The sequence below is a fragment of the Sporolactobacillus inulinus genome, assembly GCF_006539285.1.
Classification (GTDB): Bacteria; Bacillota; Bacilli; order Bacillales; family Sporolactobacillaceae; genus Sporolactobacillus; species Sporolactobacillus inulinus.
On sequence record NZ_BJMS01000002.1, the window covers coordinates 42,340 to 56,985 of the forward strand.

Here is a 14,646-nt window from a genome sequence, read left to right on the forward strand (position 1 = left end):
CTCGGAAAGGTTTTTTAATTATCAAGACGCATGGCCATCACTGCAACGCGCAACACGCATTAATTCTTTTCTTCCTTATCGATTTACGCTAATATATAAGAAGCTTTAATGAAACTTTTCGAATGTTACATGATAACTATGACTAACCATTAAGAGGAGATTTGCGAATGCATGCCCCATTAAAAAGCTTTTCCGATTTTTTCGACCGGTTGGCGGAAAAATGGGCGACCAGCTCAGTCATCCAAAACGCGCAATCCATAACAAACATTATATGGAATTCATTTTTATTCACGCTGTCTTTGCTTCTGATCGGATCCTTTTTTGCAGCAGGAACCGTGAGCGGCTATTTCGCTGCTTTAGTACGCGATCAGCCTGCTCTAAGCTACGAGACAATGAAGCATGACATTGACAATTACTCAGAGAGCAGCATCACCTATTTTGCCGGAAAAATCCCGATTGGGAAAATGAACAGCGATCTCGTGCAGACCCGAACACGATTAAAGGAGACCTCTCCTGCCCTCATCCATGCAGTGATTGCGACCGAAGACGAACTCTTTTATCAACATAAAGGGGTTGTCCCGAAAGCGATCCTCAGAGCGAGTACAGAAGAAGTGTTACATAGGCCCCAAGCCACGGGCGGAAGTTCAATCACGCAGCAATTGGTTAAAAACCAAATCCTTACGAATGAAGTCTCTAATGAACGTAAATTCAAAGAAATTCTGCTCGCGCTGCGCGTAGAACGCTATTTCTCAAAAGATGAAATTCTTGAATCCTACTTTAACATGGCTTCATTCGGACGAGACTCATCCGGAAAAAATATAAATGGTGCTGCAACTGCGGCTGAAGGAATTTTCGGCGTTAAGGCAAACAAGCTCTCAATCCCGCAGGCCGCATATATTGCCGGATTACCGAAAAATCCGTTTTCATACTCCCCGTTTCAAAATCACGGCGGGCTTAAGAAAGATCTCTCTGCCGGAATCAATCGCGCGCACTCCGTACTGAAGCGTATGTACGCTGCCGGTTACATCAACAAAGATGAATTGAATCAGGCGCTCAAGTATGACTATAAAAAACACTTTGCGAAACCAAGCAAAACGATCAATGATGATTATCCTTATCTATCCAAAGAAATCGAAAATCGCTCCGCCATAATCCTTGCCAAAATGATGGCACAGAGCCAAGGATACAGCAGCGATAAGCTTTATAACGATTATCTCAAGTACAAAAATATCGTATACGAAGATAACCACGGAATCTATAAAGGAAAAAGTTTGCAGGAAATCGCAAAAATCCATGATTACAACGCGGCAACGCTGACGGATCACTATAATCTATTCAAGGAATTCATGAGCAATGCAGCGGTAAAATTGGAAAGCGGCGGCTACCGGATTTATACAACAATCAATAAATCGATTTACGATGATATGGAGTTGTTTGCCCAAAATTATTCCGGATACAGTCCGGATCAAATTGCGCGCGATGCAAAAGGAAAAATACTTGAAGTGACCGGTCGCGACGGCAAAAAAGTACCGGTAAAAGATCCGATGCAAGTTGGGTCGATTCTGATTGAGAATAAAACAGGTAAAATCATCAGTTTCGTCGGCGGACGCGGATTTAACCAGTCACAACTAAACTATGCGACCGAAGTTCCGCGTCAGAACGGATCCACAATGAAACCTCTGCTCGTCTATGCACCGGCGCTGGAACTTGGGCTTATTCAGCCAGGCTCGATCGTCGCCGATCTTCCCTACAAACGGATGATTAACGGCAAATTGTACGCACCGACAAACTATGGCACCACATCAACCAGTGGAGCTTTCCACGGTTTTGAAACGGCTCGTGCAGCTTTGGCCGCATCTCATAACGTGCCTGCGGTCAGTGTCTTTACCCGCCTAAGTGCAAAAACAAATACGGCACCGGATTACTTGAAGAAGATGGGCATCACTTCCTTGGTTGGTTCGGACGGTTACAATGTTTCCGCCGCACTCGGGGGAATCAACCGCGGCATTACCATTGAAGAAAATACGGATGCCTATACGACCTTTGCGAATAACGGAAACTTCGTTGATGCCTATATGATCGATCACATTACTGACAGCAACGGCAAAGTCATTTATCAGCATAAGACGGAACCGGTAAACGTTTTTTCGCAGCAAGCGAACTATGAAATGTTGGATATGATGCGTGATGTCTTTAAGTACGGAACCGGCAGAGCATTGCCCGGAATGCTCAATTTTTCCGCCGACTGGGCTGGAAAAACCGGTACGTCACAGGATTGGCGCGACTCATGGCTGGTTGCTTCAAACCCGAATATCACAATGGGCGTTTGGAATGGGTACGCGCATAACCAACAGCTAAACCATGCCCGCTATTCGGAACAAACACGCACGCTGTTTGCTGGCTTTGCAAATCGTGCCTATAACGTCGATCCTGAACTGATGGCGCCGAAAGATCGATTCAAACAGCCTGAAGGTGTTTCAAAACTAGTCTATGATGGACTGACCGGTGGAAAACCAACGGGCTACTCCAAGGCGGCGGGCTTTGAGGTCAACGATTTAATGAATGCAAAATACGAACCTAGAGATGAAATAGAGGCTCTTGAGCCATTGACGCCAAAGCAGCCTGATGTAGAAGACCCGGCACAAGATCCAAATCTGATTCCTGGCCAAAATGATGGAAATGAAGCGGAACAGCCGCAAGAAAATGAACAGTCTCAAAATGGACTGTTCCGAATAAAGCCCGACTTCCTTCAATCACATTTTCCATACACAGATCTGAAGGCTGCGAGGCCGGAACTTCTTGGCAAAATTCATCCTTAATCAACTCGGATTAATGAAGACAAATAGGGCTGTGCCCAGCCCTTAACTTCCACAGGACGCGGTGGTCGCGTTGTGCACGAACAACACTCCAGCTGCTCGCACAGGGTGCGACCGCGGACATCCGGGAGCCCCCTCAGACATGCAAGAATCTGCGGGGCTCCTTTGGCTTGCGATCAACAGAGCCGCTCCGCAGGCGCCCGAGCGCTTTCGCGTCTTCCGCTTGCCAAAACAGCAAAATCAAAATGATAAATCTTTCACCTGTAAAAAAAAAGCCTCCCTGCTGATGTGAATCACAACAGCAGGGAGGCTTTTTCGGTAACTTTTTTTGCTCGTGTTCCTCATTTATTTTGTTGAATTACGCCAATCAATGCGATGCGGAAGTTGAACCGTGATTGAGTCGACTTTTTCATTGTTCATCAGTTTTGTCAAGAGACGCATCGCCACCGCGCCGATATCATACGTAGGTTCAGCGATGCTTGAGAGCGTCGGGCGAACCATTTGCACCAGTCGCGTATTTTCGCTGCTGACTACTTCAACATCCTCAGGAACTTTTAATCCTTCATCTTGCGCCTCATTAATGACACCGATTGCCATTTCATCTGAATCAACGAAAATGGCCGTTGGCTTTATGTCCTGATTCAAGAACTGCGCAGCTGCTTCTTTGCCGGACTCATAGCTGTAATCGCCCTCTGTGACCAGAGCCTCATTAAATGTCAGCCCGTGGGCTTCAAGCGCACGTTTGTAACCATTCAGCTTGTGCTTGCCATTAAGCGGAATGTCAGTTGGGCCGTTGATAAAGCCTATGCGTTCATTCCCTGATTCAGCCAGCTTAGAAATAACTTCGAACACGGCTTGTTCGTAATCAATATTCACCGAAGGAATCTCATGCTGCTCGTCCACTGTCGATGCAAGAACAATCGGTACATTGGCTTGTTTGAATTCTTCAATATGCTCCTGATCAATTTTACCGCCCATAAAGACGATTCCGTCAACCTGCTTACCGAGCAAGGTTTGGATCAAATGAATTTCTTTATCTTTGTTTTGGTCCGAGTTGCAAAGAATGATATTGTATTTGTACATCGTTGCAATATCCTCAATACCGCGTGCAAGCTCCGAGAAATAAACGCTTGAAATGTCGGGAATGATGACCCCTACCGTTGTTGTTTTTTTGCTTGCAAGACCTCGAGCAACAGCATTTGGTCGATAGCCAAGCCTTTTTATTGCCTCAGATACCTTCTTCCGTGTTGTCGGTTTTACATTCGGGTTGCCGTTTACCACTCGCGAAACGGTAGCCATCGAAACGCCAGCTTCTCTGGCTACATCATAAATCGTTGCGCTCAATGCTCATTCCTCCTCAAAATCCACCATTTTTCTATAGTCAGCCTGAACCCCGTCCACGCTCTATAACGTTTTCATTTTTGAGTAAGTCAAATACGCATCAATGATCCATTGATGCCTATTTTTAATAATAACAAATTTCGACATGATGTGCTATATTTTTTTGACAAGGCCGCGCGGGATTGCATGCGTTTTCCGCAGATACATTAGGAGCTGGACAGGCTGGATAATTACTGCCACTATGTATGCGGCTGATTCATCGATCTTGAACTTGAGTGACGAGTGACACTTCAGCTGCTCGCATCAACAGGGCGGGCCGTGCGAGCGATCGGTAAACGGATCAGTAGTCCTTCGGGATTGGAATCATCTGTTCTTTTTCCTCTTGATCCTTTCTCGCTGCAGCTGTCAATTGATGCGTCAGATCGATCGACTTGTGCTTAGCGACTTGAAACAGGTCTTCGCTTCTTCCTTTAAGCGCTATACTTTCTTGCTGCATTTGCTGCACGATCTTTTTCCCGGAAGGAGCAGCTGTGAAAAAAACCGCTGTAGCGCCAAGCAACCCGCCCCAAATCAGACCGGAAATGAAAGCCGCACGTTTACCTGTTGTGCTTGTCATGCTCATGATTCAAACACTTCCTCTCACTGATTTGTTTTGCGAGCATTTTGCCAACGGTTAAACAAATCGATGGCGGCCCTGCCCCATTGAACCGTACGTGCCACTTTATCGGATTGCTCCATTCCTTTATTTTCAATGCTCGCCGAAACGCGTTTAACTGAAGTGTTAATGGTTCCAAGTGATTGTCCAAAGCCTTCAACGGCATCGAAAACACTATTTAAGCTGTTCGACTTTTTCTGCAAGTCTACTGCAAGACCATTTGTCCGGTGCAGCAGCTCCGTCGTCTCTTCAGTCAAACCTTTCATTTGCTCCTGAACATCTTCAAGCGTTGAGGCTACATCTTCCATCGTTTTTTGAGCAGCACTCAGTGTTTGTGACAAGAAATAAACCAGAACAGCAAATGCGATCGCAATAACAGCAACGGCTAAGTACAAAATAATGATCACCGTACATCCTCCCTTTCACTTGTTCCATATTAGTTTAATGAATCATCGCTTTTCTATACGTCCACGGGATTAAAATTCCACCACCCCGTCTGTCCTACTCTCCTATCTTAACATTTTAGACATATTAAAGAAAACTTGCCGGTCGGCAAGTTTCTCGTATGCAGGGAAGCATTGCTTCATCGTCCCCACTATTGAAAACACCTTAGAGCGCAGATGCCTCAAGTGCTTCCTTATATGCTGTTTGGTACTTCTGAATGTCTCCGGCTCCCATAAACAACAGAACACTGTGCTGGTACTGCTTCAAATCATCAATCGTGCTGTTGTGCAGAATATGTGCTCCGTCAATGCGGTCTTGAAGATCATGAATCGACAACTTGCCGCTTTTTTCTCGGGCAGAGCCGAAAATATCACAGAGATAAACATCGTCTGCCGTAGCCAGTGCAGCAGCGAACTCATCCATAAACGTCATGGTCCGAGAATACGTATGCGGCTGAAATATGGCAACTAATTTACGGTCCGGATATTTTTCACGCGCCGCGTCAATCGTTACTCGAATTTCTGTTGGATGATGCGCATAGTCATCGATCATTATCTGATCTTTGGGCACCAGCTTCGTCTCGGAGAAGCGGCGCTTCACACCATGAAACTTGGCAAGACGTTCCTGAACGAGTTCAAGCGGGACACTCATATAATTACAGAACGAGATCACTGCAAGTGCGTTGAGCACGTTATGCTTACCGTATCCGCTAATTTTGAAATGTCCATAGAAATCATTGCGGATATATACGTCAAATTCCGTTCCTGAATCATCAGAAAGAAAATGAACATTTCTTGCTTGAAAATCATTCTCCTCATTAAATCCGTAATAGATCATCGGAACATTCGATTTGATCATTTGAAGCTGTTCATTATCGCCACAAGCAAATACTGCTTTTTTCACCTTAAGTGCAAGTTCTTGAAACGCGCTGACAACGTCATCAAGGTCTTTGTAATAATCCGAGTGGTCAAATTCAATATTGGTAATCAGGCAATAATCAGGGTCAGCATGAAGGAAGTGACGTTTGTATTCACAGGATTCCCAAATAAAGTACTTACTCTTATCATCGCCATAACCGGTGCCGTCGCCGATCAAATAGGCGGTTGGGGCAAACGCCTTAAAAACAAATGAAAGCAGTCCGGTCGTTGAAGTCTTTCCATGTGTACCGGTCACCGCGACACTTGTATAGTTCTTCGCCAACATGCCCAAAAAATCGTAATAACGATAAACCGGGACGCCCATCTCTCTGGCTTTGCTTATTTCCTCATGCTGATCCGGGAATGCGTTACCGGCGATCACTACCTCATCCGAGGATATATTAGCTTCCGTGAAAGGAAGAAGCTTAATCTTTTTATCCTCAAGTGCCCTTTGTGTAAAAAAACGTTTGTCATAATCCGAGCCTTGAACCTCGTGGTGCAGCCCCTGAAGGATTTGAGCAAGTGCGCTCATTCCGGTGCCTTTTATGCCAACAAAATGGTACTTCGTCATACAAATGACCTCCATAAATTGCTTCGTGCATGACCAAATCGCTGCAATATGAATAGTATACTCATTCATTGGCTATTCTGTGTGCTGCAGATTCGTTTTCAGCAAAAAATATAAAAACCGATCAATGAAGCGGACACTGCATAAAAAACCGCAACGTTCATTTTATTGCGTGTTCCGCTCTGCATTGCCGTCATGCTCGACATTTATTTTAACCTTTATTATCGCCATTGTAAAAACATATTTTATCCATATAAAATGCTAAAAAATTGTCCACCGTTTTAATCCGGTTCGCCAAGCCGCTCGCTAAGTTTCTCCTTGGAGACCAGTACTTGACGCGGCTTACTTCCGTTATTTGCTGAGATAATATTACGCATCTCCAGTTCATCGGCAAGTCTGGCGGCGCGATTATAGCCTACTCTGAAGTGGCGCTGAATGGCGGAAACGGAAGCTTGACCCTGCGCAACGACAAAAGCAGCCGCTTCGCCGAGCAATTCATCTTCCTGATCCGAGCGTTCATAATCGGTGCGCACTGCTTCAGGAGAAAAAAGATACTCCGGCTTTTGCCAATCATGAAATGCGTGAGTGACACGGTTGATTTCTTCATCAGATACATAGCAAGCTTGAAGCCGGCGCAGACTTCGCGATCCATTTTCCGCAAACAGCAAATCACCGCGCCCGAGTAAGCGCTCAGCACCGCTGCAATCCAAAATTGTTCGCGAGTCGGTCTGTGAGGAAACGCTGAACGCAATCCGCGTCGGTATATTCGACTTAATCAAACCGGTAATCACATCTACCGAGGGGCGCTGGGTCGCGACCAGCAGATGAATGCCCGCCGCCCGCGCCTTTTGCGCAATTCGGCAGATCGATTCCTCAACATCCTGCGGCGCTGCCATCATCAGATCGGCAAGTTCATCAATGACTATAACGATATAAGGCATCTTGTCGCCTTGGATCTGACCGGAGCGTCGTTTGCGATTGTAGCCATCCATATCGCGAACGGCACAATCGGCAAACGTTCGGTAGCGTTGCTCCATCTCATCAACGGCCCATTTTAGTGCAGCCGCCGCTTCTTTCGGTTCGGTAATGACCGGAGCAGCCAGATGTGGGAGTTCCTGATAAGGGGCAAGCTCAACGACCTTAGGATCGATTAACAGAAAACGCAGATCTTCCGGTGATGTACGGTAGATTAAACTTAGAATAAGTGAGTGGATGCAGACACTCTTTCCTGATCCGGTTGCCCCGGCAATAAGTCCATGCGGCATCTTTGCCAGATCCGTGACCACTTGATTCCCGGAAACATCCTGACCGAGTGCAGCAATCAGTGGTGCCTTGCTTTCTCTGAAATTCTTTGATGTGACTAATTCTTTAAGCAGCACAGGACGTCGAACCTTATTCGGAATTTCAATGCCTACGCTGCTTGTCCCCAAGACCGGTGCAATTCGAATTTGCCGCGCAGCCAGACTCAATTTAATGTCCTCTGTCAAACGGAGCACTTTATTTATCTTGACACCGGGGTGCAGGTGAAGATCGAAGCGTGTCACACTTGGCCCCTGAACATGACCGACGACGTCGGCATCAACATGAAAATTCTCTAACGTTTCAACCAATATTGCTTTGTTTTTCTCAATCCAAGACGCACTGTCTTTTTCTGAAGCAGCAGCGTCATGAAGCAGTTCAAGCGGCAGCAGAAATTCGGAGCGAGCGGTCGCTTGTTGCGCAGGCTTCCGCTCTTCCACTGTTCGTTTTCGATCCGTGTGAAACATCAAAACATTGAAGGGAACTTTGGACTGGTGTTCCTGACGAAACGGTGAGCGTGGCAAGCGACTCGTAACGCGCATCGGCTCTTTTTTCTGTTGCATCGTTTGCTCCTGCGAAGCGGATGCCGTCTCCTGCTTAACAAGTTCTGCATGTGGCTGCGCTTCTTGAAACGCCGAATCAGGCTGCTCATCCTGATGAGTAGCTGCAGGTTCATGTACTTCCTCATTCAATGACGTTTGTTCCTCATCCGCTGCAGATAGCGGATCGGCAGGAACATCGGTTGCTTCATGGTCGGTTAAGTCGGTTAATGGGTTCTTCGTTCGATGAATTGCCGGCTGATCGGCAATTGTTCGGTCAATCACCGGCTGTTCCGGTATTGACTGATGCTTTTCATTTGATCGGTTCACTTCTTCTTGACGATAGGCTTCAATCTGCCGCTTTTCCTGATCCTCTTTCTTCACGTCCAAGTAGCCTTCAGCTTCTTTAGCCTTATTCGGCTTTCGAAAGCCGAAAACCGGAGATGGAACGCGGGTCGGATGAAAAGGCGCTTTCTTCTTTGGTTTCGGTGTCTCTTCACGCTTATCCTCGTTGCGCTTGCGTTTGCTGCTGTTGTCTCGATCAAATGAGCGATCCGCGCGTACATGCTCCGGATAACGTGCGAGCATCTTCACTTCAACCTTCCGATTTGGATCTTTGAAACGGCCAACCGAGGTTGACGTTGGTTCGTTCTCGAGAGGTGTTTCACGGCGATCAGGCTCATCTTCGCTGTCCATACTGAAATATTTACGCCACCATTTATCGGCCATTGCGATTCGCCTCACCTTCGCAAAATTTTTCGATTTATGCGTTCATTTTATGTGCTGCTCGTTCATAAAAATCTTGTCCAATTTTTGTCTCCGAGTGAAGGACTAGGATGCCGCGTTTCTGCGGTGCATTAGGAAGTGCAAGTTCGCGTGCGGAACAGATCATGCCATAGGAAGCGACTCCGCGAAGCACCGTTGGGCGGATCAAGGTTCCGTTTGGCATCAAGGCACCGATTTTGGCAACAACAACTTTCTGTCCTTGATCGATATTCGGTGCGCCGCAGACAATGTCCAGTTCTTCGTCTCCTAAGTCGACTTTGCAGACATGCATATGATCGGAATCCGGATGTTTCTTCATTTCTTTTACATAACCGGTGACGATCATCGGTTCGCACGTTTCAGGAAGTATCGCGTCAAATCCCGCACGCACTATTCTTTGATTCAGCAGATGAATCAATGCGTCATCCGCTTTTAGTTGACCGCTTTCTTGCGTACCGAGGAATGTAGAGGCATTGAATAAATTAAAGCCAAGCGTTTCATTCGTTGCTGCATCATAAATCCGTGTCACGGAGCCCAACGTTTGAACAGCCTGTTTTTCCCCTTCTTTGAAGTAAACGATTAATGTATCGCCAATCCCTTTGCGGTTGTAATAGAGAATCATTCATTTAACCCCTTCCAGACAAGATGCTTCCATCCACGCCGTTTCATTACTGCTTTTTTGTTTTTCCTGGTTTTGGCCGTTTATTTGCCATGATAAAGATGGGTTCCAGTTCACCTTGCTCATTAAAAATAAACGGCATCATGGTGATCGGAATCGTACCTGAAGTGTAAAATTTCATCGTCATTTGTGCCAGAATGTCATAGCCTTCAGGATTGACAATATCGCCAAAAATCAATACATCTTGATGTGGCACAGCCACCGTCAGATCTCCGTGCGCTTTGCTACGCATCTTTTCGATCAGCTTGCGGTTTAGAATTCTGCTGGCATCGTAGCCGTCATTTGTGTTTATAAAATAAAACGCATTGTTTCGTACAACATCTTTCTTCATTTTTACGGGCAGCGCGTTTAAATTAAAGGCTGCGGACTCCATAAGCATCTGTTCTGCGATACCTTCTTGTTCGAGAAAACGATCATCAATCAATCGGCAAGCATTGCCAAGGTCAAGTGCATAGAGAATTTTTGTTTCTGCTGTATGTGCCTTGGCAATCAGCCTCCGTCCGTCCTTTGTTTTTTCTGGAAAGGACGCCGAACGAAGGACTGGAAAAATTCGCTTTTCTTTTCCTTTCAGATGGGGCGAAACCGACATGGCTTTCAATCCGCGCTCAATCGTAACAAGTGCTTGGTCGAGCGCCGGTTCGCCTTTCTCATGATAATGCTGCAGAAGTTCGGGTAGGGAAAGCGTGACCCCTTTTCCACTTTTAATTAATTCAACGCGCAACTGCTCGCTTTTATCATCAAAATGAATGGTTGTCTCATCAGACTGCAATCTTTGTTCAACTAATTTTCTTAAATTGGCACGATCCATTGAGCGATCAGCTCCTTTATTCTGCGTGTTCTCGCATGAGTCATGCTTGGCTGAAGATGTACTTTACTTAGTTTAGCATAGATAAAACCCGGAGTTACAGTGTGATCTTCAGACACTGTTCATTTACCGTTTCTGATAAGCGTAGATTCCTTCAATGAGTTTCAATATATGGCGAAACATCTCGGTACGCGACACACGTCCTTCAGTCAGTATGCCGATGGTTCCGCCATGCGTATGTACACTTTCCTGATGAAAATAAGCATCGGCAACATCGCCGAGTTCATGTCCGCTGCGCACGCCGTCCGCCAGCACTTGTGGAAGCAAGATGCGGGCGCCTCCTGCACGAACAAGCCGTCCTTCGCGATCGGCACAGGCGCCCCAGTTGACCAGGAACATCTCGCCGTCAAGATCGGAAACGCCGCCTTCCATGCCGATTCCAAAGGTTACCTCAGGATCTTGATTTAGCACCGCTTTCGCCCGGTTCACCGCTCCTTGCCTTGTTTCATGATCGGACATCGGCATCGCGGACACACCTGAAGGCACATCATAACTTCGAATTTCAGCATCGATTGCTTGCTCTTCGACAATTTGTTTCACCGCATTGAGTTTTGCAGGATTTTTCGTTCCAACGCCTATGATGATCATACCGTTCGCCTCATTTCTTCATAAAGATCACGGACCTGTTTCGTTAACGCTCAAGCGTATCTTATTACTTCTTCCATGTTATAATACAAACTATGCATGCACATGCGTTCAACCTAATGAATAAACCAAAACACAGGATCATCTGCACACTGAGCGCCACGGTCCTGCGTTCGTAAAAAGGAGGACGATCATGAAAAAAGGATTCGGTTTCGGTACCGCCTTTTTGATCGGTTCACTAATCGGTTATCTTGCCGGAAGAGTCACCACATGCAACGCGACCGGTAAAAAGTCGTTAAGTTCTGAACATGTATTGGAACAAGTCAAGCGCGAAGTCAAAGAGCAAATTCCAATTGAGGGCGCATGGATCTTCCTTACCCCGCATACTTGGTCCAAAGACAACCTAACTCATCTGGTTTATAAAGGCGGCCTCATCGCGAGTCGGAAAAATGACACGCACCATTTTGACTTCATTGCTGACGCCAAAAGCGGGGCAGTCCTTGAATTAAACGCGCAAGACTAATCCGAATGATCTCCCGTTGCAGGCAGCGGGAGATTTTCTTTATTCGCTTGAAATGGCTTCACAGCGATAAATTCTTTGGCCCTTTTCAGCAAACTTTTCTTCATATTCGGTAACGACATTGTCCTTCGTTTTTGCATGATGCAAGTCGAGACTGATATTTTGGAGAATAAATCCATATTTCGAAAAGCTTTCGAGCGAGTATTCAAATAAGCCTTGATTATCCGTTTTAAAATTCAATAGGCCACCCTTTTTAAGTACATATTCGTATTGTGCAAGAAAAGCAGAATAGGTCAGGCGCCGCTTTTCATGACGGTTTTTCGGCCACGGATCACAAAAGTTCAAATAGAGAGCATCCACCTCGTCTTCAGCAAAGAACTCAGTCAGACCGCGCGCGTCCTCATTAATCAGCCGCACATTATCTAAACCTTCATCCAAGCATCGCTGCAGTGCCGTTACAATCACACTCTCATGAAGTTCAATACCGACAAAATTAATATCCGGATATTTTTTCGCCATTCCTGTAAGAAAACGGCCTTTTCCGGTGCCGATTTCTACATGGAGCGGTGCCTCTCGGTGAAAAATGTCATACCATTCACCACTGTGATCTTTTGGCGATTGAACCACAAGATTCGAATGCTGATTCAGTTTGCTTTTTGCCCAAGGTTTGTGTCGTACTCTCATGTGTAACTCTCCCTTTGTTCGCTCATACGGGACAATCATCCTAAACGTGCTACAAGCGCTTAGGCGGGTCCGTCATCTATTCTATTTCTTTTCGCTCCAGTTTACCATGGAGAATGGTTCAATAATCAGCAAAAAGTTGAAATAAGCGTCTGCCTGATCCGCAAAAAAGCGCACCTTCCCGTCACGGAAAGATGCCGATCCACGAATTGATCACTTGTCGCCGCTTGATGCTGCATTGATTAAACAAGCAGTCCGGCAGCGTAGTCATTCAGCCACAGCAGATCCTTCTCAAAAAGGATGATTTTCTTCATCTCTGCATGCTCCTGATGCCAGAACATAAAGCGTACGGTCATTGCAATCATATGCCATACGAGGCGCAGCTGTAATGATTTTGTTCGTTTCATGCCATACAGACTCAGCCAATCTTCCCAATCTTCCTCTTCAACGTACCAATAGAGAAGCATCGCCAAATCCATAGCAGGATCCGCGATGACCGCTTGATCCCAGTCTACCAAGTATAAGCTCTTTTCATCTTCGCCAAGCAGCCAATTATTATGGTTTATATCCGAATGGCAAACCATTTTCTTCGGATATTCCGCGCGTTCGGCATTATCTTTTAAAAAGTTCAGTGATTGACGCAATGCACGTGTCTCCGTCCTGCCGCGTGCCTGACTCGATAATCGGTTCAGCAACTGTGTAGTCGTCACGGGTTTCTTTCCCAAGCGTTTCATCATGGTCAAGAGTGGTTCGGAAGAATGGATTTTTTTGAGCATTTCGGCAACCTGCTCTGAAGCCATTTCATTCGGTGTCAAAACTCTCCCTTTTAACCACGTTTGGGCAGTAAGCACATCTCCGTTATCCATGCGCCGAGTCCAAAGCAGTTTTGGGACAATTCCTTCCGCAGAAAGAACAGCAAGAAAAGGGGAAGAATTTCGCTTAATAAAAAGCTTACTTTCCCCAGAGCTTGCCATATATGCTTCTCCTGTCAATCCTCCTGCTGGAGAGATTTCCCAATTATCGCCATCGAAAAAATGAATCAAAGCATTCCACCATTGCCTTTCCATGTCCGTTTCGCATGTTATCGAAAAAAACAGACTATGCATAAAAATATACCACGTTCACGGATAATCAACAATCATAAAAACGCGAATTCTGTCATTTTTTCACGATTCGCTTGTCCTTGGTTCCGCAAATGTTTCGCTCGCATGGAGCAGCGCTTCGGCACATGCAACTTGTTCTCTTTTTAGGAGCAAAGAATGCTGATCGGCTCGTTGAAACCATTCACGCTCATTTCTTCGGTCAACAAACACAATTTCTGATTCGGCGGGCACCTTTTCAATATAAGCTTGCGGCGCATAAACCACTCCTTGCGCTTGCAGCTCAGTCATTCCTTGATTGCGCAAAAAGGCGGAAATGACCGCTTTGGTGCGCCGCAAAGCGATCAGCGGATTGACCAATGTCCGCTTTGCTCCATTGGTGATCTGCTGCCATCGCCGCTGTTCCAATGGTTGGAACACATCGCCTGCTGCACCTAAGAGCGGATGAATGCAGCAGATCCGGTCGTTCATGAGCAATATTGAGTCGAGTTGAACCGGCCCGGATTTTGTCAGCAAGACCGGCTGGTACATAAGAAAAGACACATCATTAATCCCTTTTAACAGACGCCGCAGCCAAACGGTTTGTAAAAGTTGATCCGGAAAGGGCGAATACGCCTCCGCGGTACTGCTTGCCCACAATAATTGTTTTGCAAACAGCCAATCGTCAAATCGCTGCTCCGGCTCGGCACGATCAGCCAATCCGCCCTGTTGACGCAGTTTCCACTCTACGTGGCGCCGCTTTTTCAGCCACGGATAGCGATTGGCATAGCCAAGAAAGTTTAACTGATAACGCGAAATACATTGATTAACTTTGATCAATTGAGTCATGCTTGTTCCCCTTTAGTGTTTCTAAACCTTATTTTAATACAAAA

General features: G+C 46.1%; 14 protein-coding genes. 3 read left to right on the top strand and 11 right to left on the bottom strand.

Annotated features, from left to right (window positions below):
* Nucleotides 1-167: 167 nt before the first annotated feature.
* Together SIN01_RS00410 and SIN01_RS14900 are read left to right on the top strand one after the other, a co-directional pair.
* Nucleotides 168-2,819 carry a transglycosylase domain-containing protein gene (locus tag SIN01_RS00410; protein ID WP_010026669.1) on the top strand — a complete coding sequence of 884 codons (2,652 nt, stop codon included), beginning with the start codon at nucleotides 168-170 and terminating at the stop codon, nucleotides 2,817-2,819.
* A 139-nt stretch (nucleotides 2,820-2,958) separates the two neighbouring features.
* The gene (locus SIN01_RS14900; protein ID WP_156994743.1) at nucleotides 2,959-3,108 is read left to right on the top strand and encodes a hypothetical protein; all 150 of its coding nucleotides are present in this window, start codon (nucleotides 2,959-2,961) and stop codon (nucleotides 3,106-3,108) included.
* A 53-nt stretch (nucleotides 3,109-3,161) separates the two neighbouring features.
* Here SIN01_RS14900 and ccpA read toward each other — a convergent pair whose 3' ends face one another.
* The 8 genes from ccpA to SIN01_RS00450 form a co-directional block, all read right to left on the bottom strand.
* On the bottom strand, nucleotides 3,162-4,160 hold the full coding sequence (ccpA, locus tag SIN01_RS00415) for a catabolite control protein A (protein WP_010027563.1): 999 nt from the start codon (nucleotides 4,158-4,160) through the stop codon (nucleotides 3,162-3,164).
* A gap of 337 nt (nucleotides 4,161-4,497) precedes the next feature.
* Nucleotides 4,498-4,779: a YtxH domain-containing protein gene (locus SIN01_RS00420; RefSeq protein WP_010024079.1), complete on the bottom strand. Its 282-nt coding sequence runs from the start codon at nucleotides 4,777-4,779 to the stop codon at nucleotides 4,498-4,500.
* A gap of 17 nt (nucleotides 4,780-4,796) precedes the next feature.
* Nucleotides 4,797-5,219 (bottom strand): DUF948 domain-containing protein, encoded by a 423-nt coding sequence (locus SIN01_RS00425; protein ID WP_010024078.1) that lies wholly within the window; start codon nucleotides 5,217-5,219, stop codon nucleotides 4,797-4,799.
* Nucleotides 5,220-5,421: 202 nt separating this feature from the next.
* Complete coding sequence (gene murC / locus SIN01_RS00430; protein WP_010024077.1) at nucleotides 5,422-6,744, bottom strand: UDP-N-acetylmuramate--L-alanine ligase; 1,323 nt, start codon at nucleotides 6,742-6,744, stop codon at nucleotides 5,422-5,424.
* Between the two features lie 278 nt (nucleotides 6,745-7,022).
* On the bottom strand, nucleotides 7,023-9,308 hold the full coding sequence (locus tag SIN01_RS00435) for a DNA translocase FtsK (protein WP_047034932.1): 2,286 nt from the start codon (nucleotides 9,306-9,308) through the stop codon (nucleotides 7,023-7,025).
* A 34-nt stretch (nucleotides 9,309-9,342) separates the two neighbouring features.
* The gene (gene ytpR / locus SIN01_RS00440; protein ID WP_010023963.1) at nucleotides 9,343-9,966 is read right to left on the bottom strand and encodes a YtpR family tRNA-binding protein; all 624 of its coding nucleotides are present in this window, start codon (nucleotides 9,964-9,966) and stop codon (nucleotides 9,343-9,345) included.
* 46 nt (nucleotides 9,967-10,012) lie between these two features.
* A complete protein-coding gene (locus SIN01_RS00445) occupies nucleotides 10,013-10,831 on the bottom strand; it encodes a DUF1444 family protein (protein ID WP_010023961.1) in 819 nt (272 codons plus the stop codon).
* Between the two features lie 123 nt (nucleotides 10,832-10,954).
* A complete protein-coding gene (locus SIN01_RS00450; RefSeq protein WP_047034930.1) occupies nucleotides 10,955-11,476 on the bottom strand; it encodes a DUF84 family protein in 522 nt (173 codons plus the stop codon).
* Between the two features lie 190 nt (nucleotides 11,477-11,666).
* Between SIN01_RS00450 and SIN01_RS00455 the strand changes: the two genes are divergently transcribed.
* On the top strand, nucleotides 11,667-11,996 hold the full coding sequence (locus tag SIN01_RS00455) for a PepSY domain-containing protein (RefSeq protein WP_010027446.1): 330 nt from the start codon (nucleotides 11,667-11,669) through the stop codon (nucleotides 11,994-11,996).
* A 39-nt stretch (nucleotides 11,997-12,035) separates the two neighbouring features.
* Here the strand turns inward: SIN01_RS00455 and trmB are convergent, their stop codons facing one another.
* The 3 genes from trmB to SIN01_RS00470 form a co-directional block, all read right to left on the bottom strand.
* On the bottom strand, nucleotides 12,036-12,677 hold the full coding sequence (gene trmB, locus SIN01_RS00460; protein ID WP_010027447.1) for a tRNA (guanosine(46)-N7)-methyltransferase TrmB: 642 nt from the start codon (nucleotides 12,675-12,677) through the stop codon (nucleotides 12,036-12,038).
* Nucleotides 12,678-12,916: 239 nt separating this feature from the next.
* Nucleotides 12,917-13,648, bottom strand: coding sequence for a phosphotransferase family protein (locus SIN01_RS00465; RefSeq protein ID WP_010027448.1), 732 nt, complete (start codon nucleotides 13,646-13,648; stop codon nucleotides 12,917-12,919).
* A 192-nt stretch (nucleotides 13,649-13,840) separates the two neighbouring features.
* Nucleotides 13,841-14,602 carry a hypothetical protein gene (locus SIN01_RS00470; protein ID WP_010027449.1) on the bottom strand — a complete coding sequence of 254 codons (762 nt, stop codon included), beginning with the start codon at nucleotides 14,600-14,602 and terminating at the stop codon, nucleotides 13,841-13,843.
* Between the last annotated feature and the right edge of the window lie 44 nt (nucleotides 14,603-14,646).

What these genes read in the sequence shown, in the direction of transcription:
- SIN01_RS00410 (WP_010026669.1), top strand. Translation starts at nt 168, where the DNA reads ATGCATGCCCCATTAAAAAGCTTTTCCGATTTTTTCGACCGGTTGGCG.
- SIN01_RS14900 (WP_156994743.1), top strand. Translation starts at nt 2,959, where the DNA reads ATGCAAGAATCTGCGGGGCTCCTTTGGCTTGCGATCAACAGAGCCGCT.
- SIN01_RS00420 (WP_010024079.1), bottom strand. Translation starts at nt 4,779, where the DNA reads ATGAGCATGACAAGCACAACAGGTAAACGTGCGGCTTTCATTTCCGGT.
- murC (WP_010024077.1), bottom strand. Translation starts at nt 6,744, where the DNA reads ATGACGAAGTACCATTTTGTTGGCATAAAAGGCACCGGAATGAGCGCA.
- SIN01_RS00435 (WP_047034932.1), bottom strand. Translation starts at nt 9,308, where the DNA reads ATGGCCGATAAATGGTGGCGTAAATATTTCAGTATGGACAGCGAAGAT.
- ytpR (WP_010023963.1), bottom strand. Translation starts at nt 9,966, where the DNA reads ATGATTCTCTATTACAACCGCAAAGGGATTGGCGATACATTAATCGTT.
- SIN01_RS00445 (WP_010023961.1), bottom strand. Translation starts at nt 10,831, where the DNA reads ATGGATCGTGCCAATTTAAGAAAATTAGTTGAACAAAGATTGCAGTCT.
- SIN01_RS00450 (WP_047034930.1), bottom strand. Translation starts at nt 11,476, where the DNA reads ATGATCATCATAGGCGTTGGAACGAAAAATCCTGCAAAACTCAATGCG.
- SIN01_RS00455 (WP_010027446.1), top strand. Translation starts at nt 11,667, where the DNA reads ATGAAAAAAGGATTCGGTTTCGGTACCGCCTTTTTGATCGGTTCACTA.
- trmB (WP_010027447.1), bottom strand. Translation starts at nt 12,677, where the DNA reads ATGAGAGTACGACACAAACCTTGGGCAAAAAGCAAACTGAATCAGCAT.
- SIN01_RS00465 (WP_010027448.1), bottom strand. Translation starts at nt 13,648, where the DNA reads ATGGCAAGCTCTGGGGAAAGTAAGCTTTTTATTAAGCGAAATTCTTCC.
- SIN01_RS00470 (WP_010027449.1), bottom strand. Translation starts at nt 14,602, where the DNA reads ATGACTCAATTGATCAAAGTTAATCAATGTATTTCGCGTTATCAGTTA.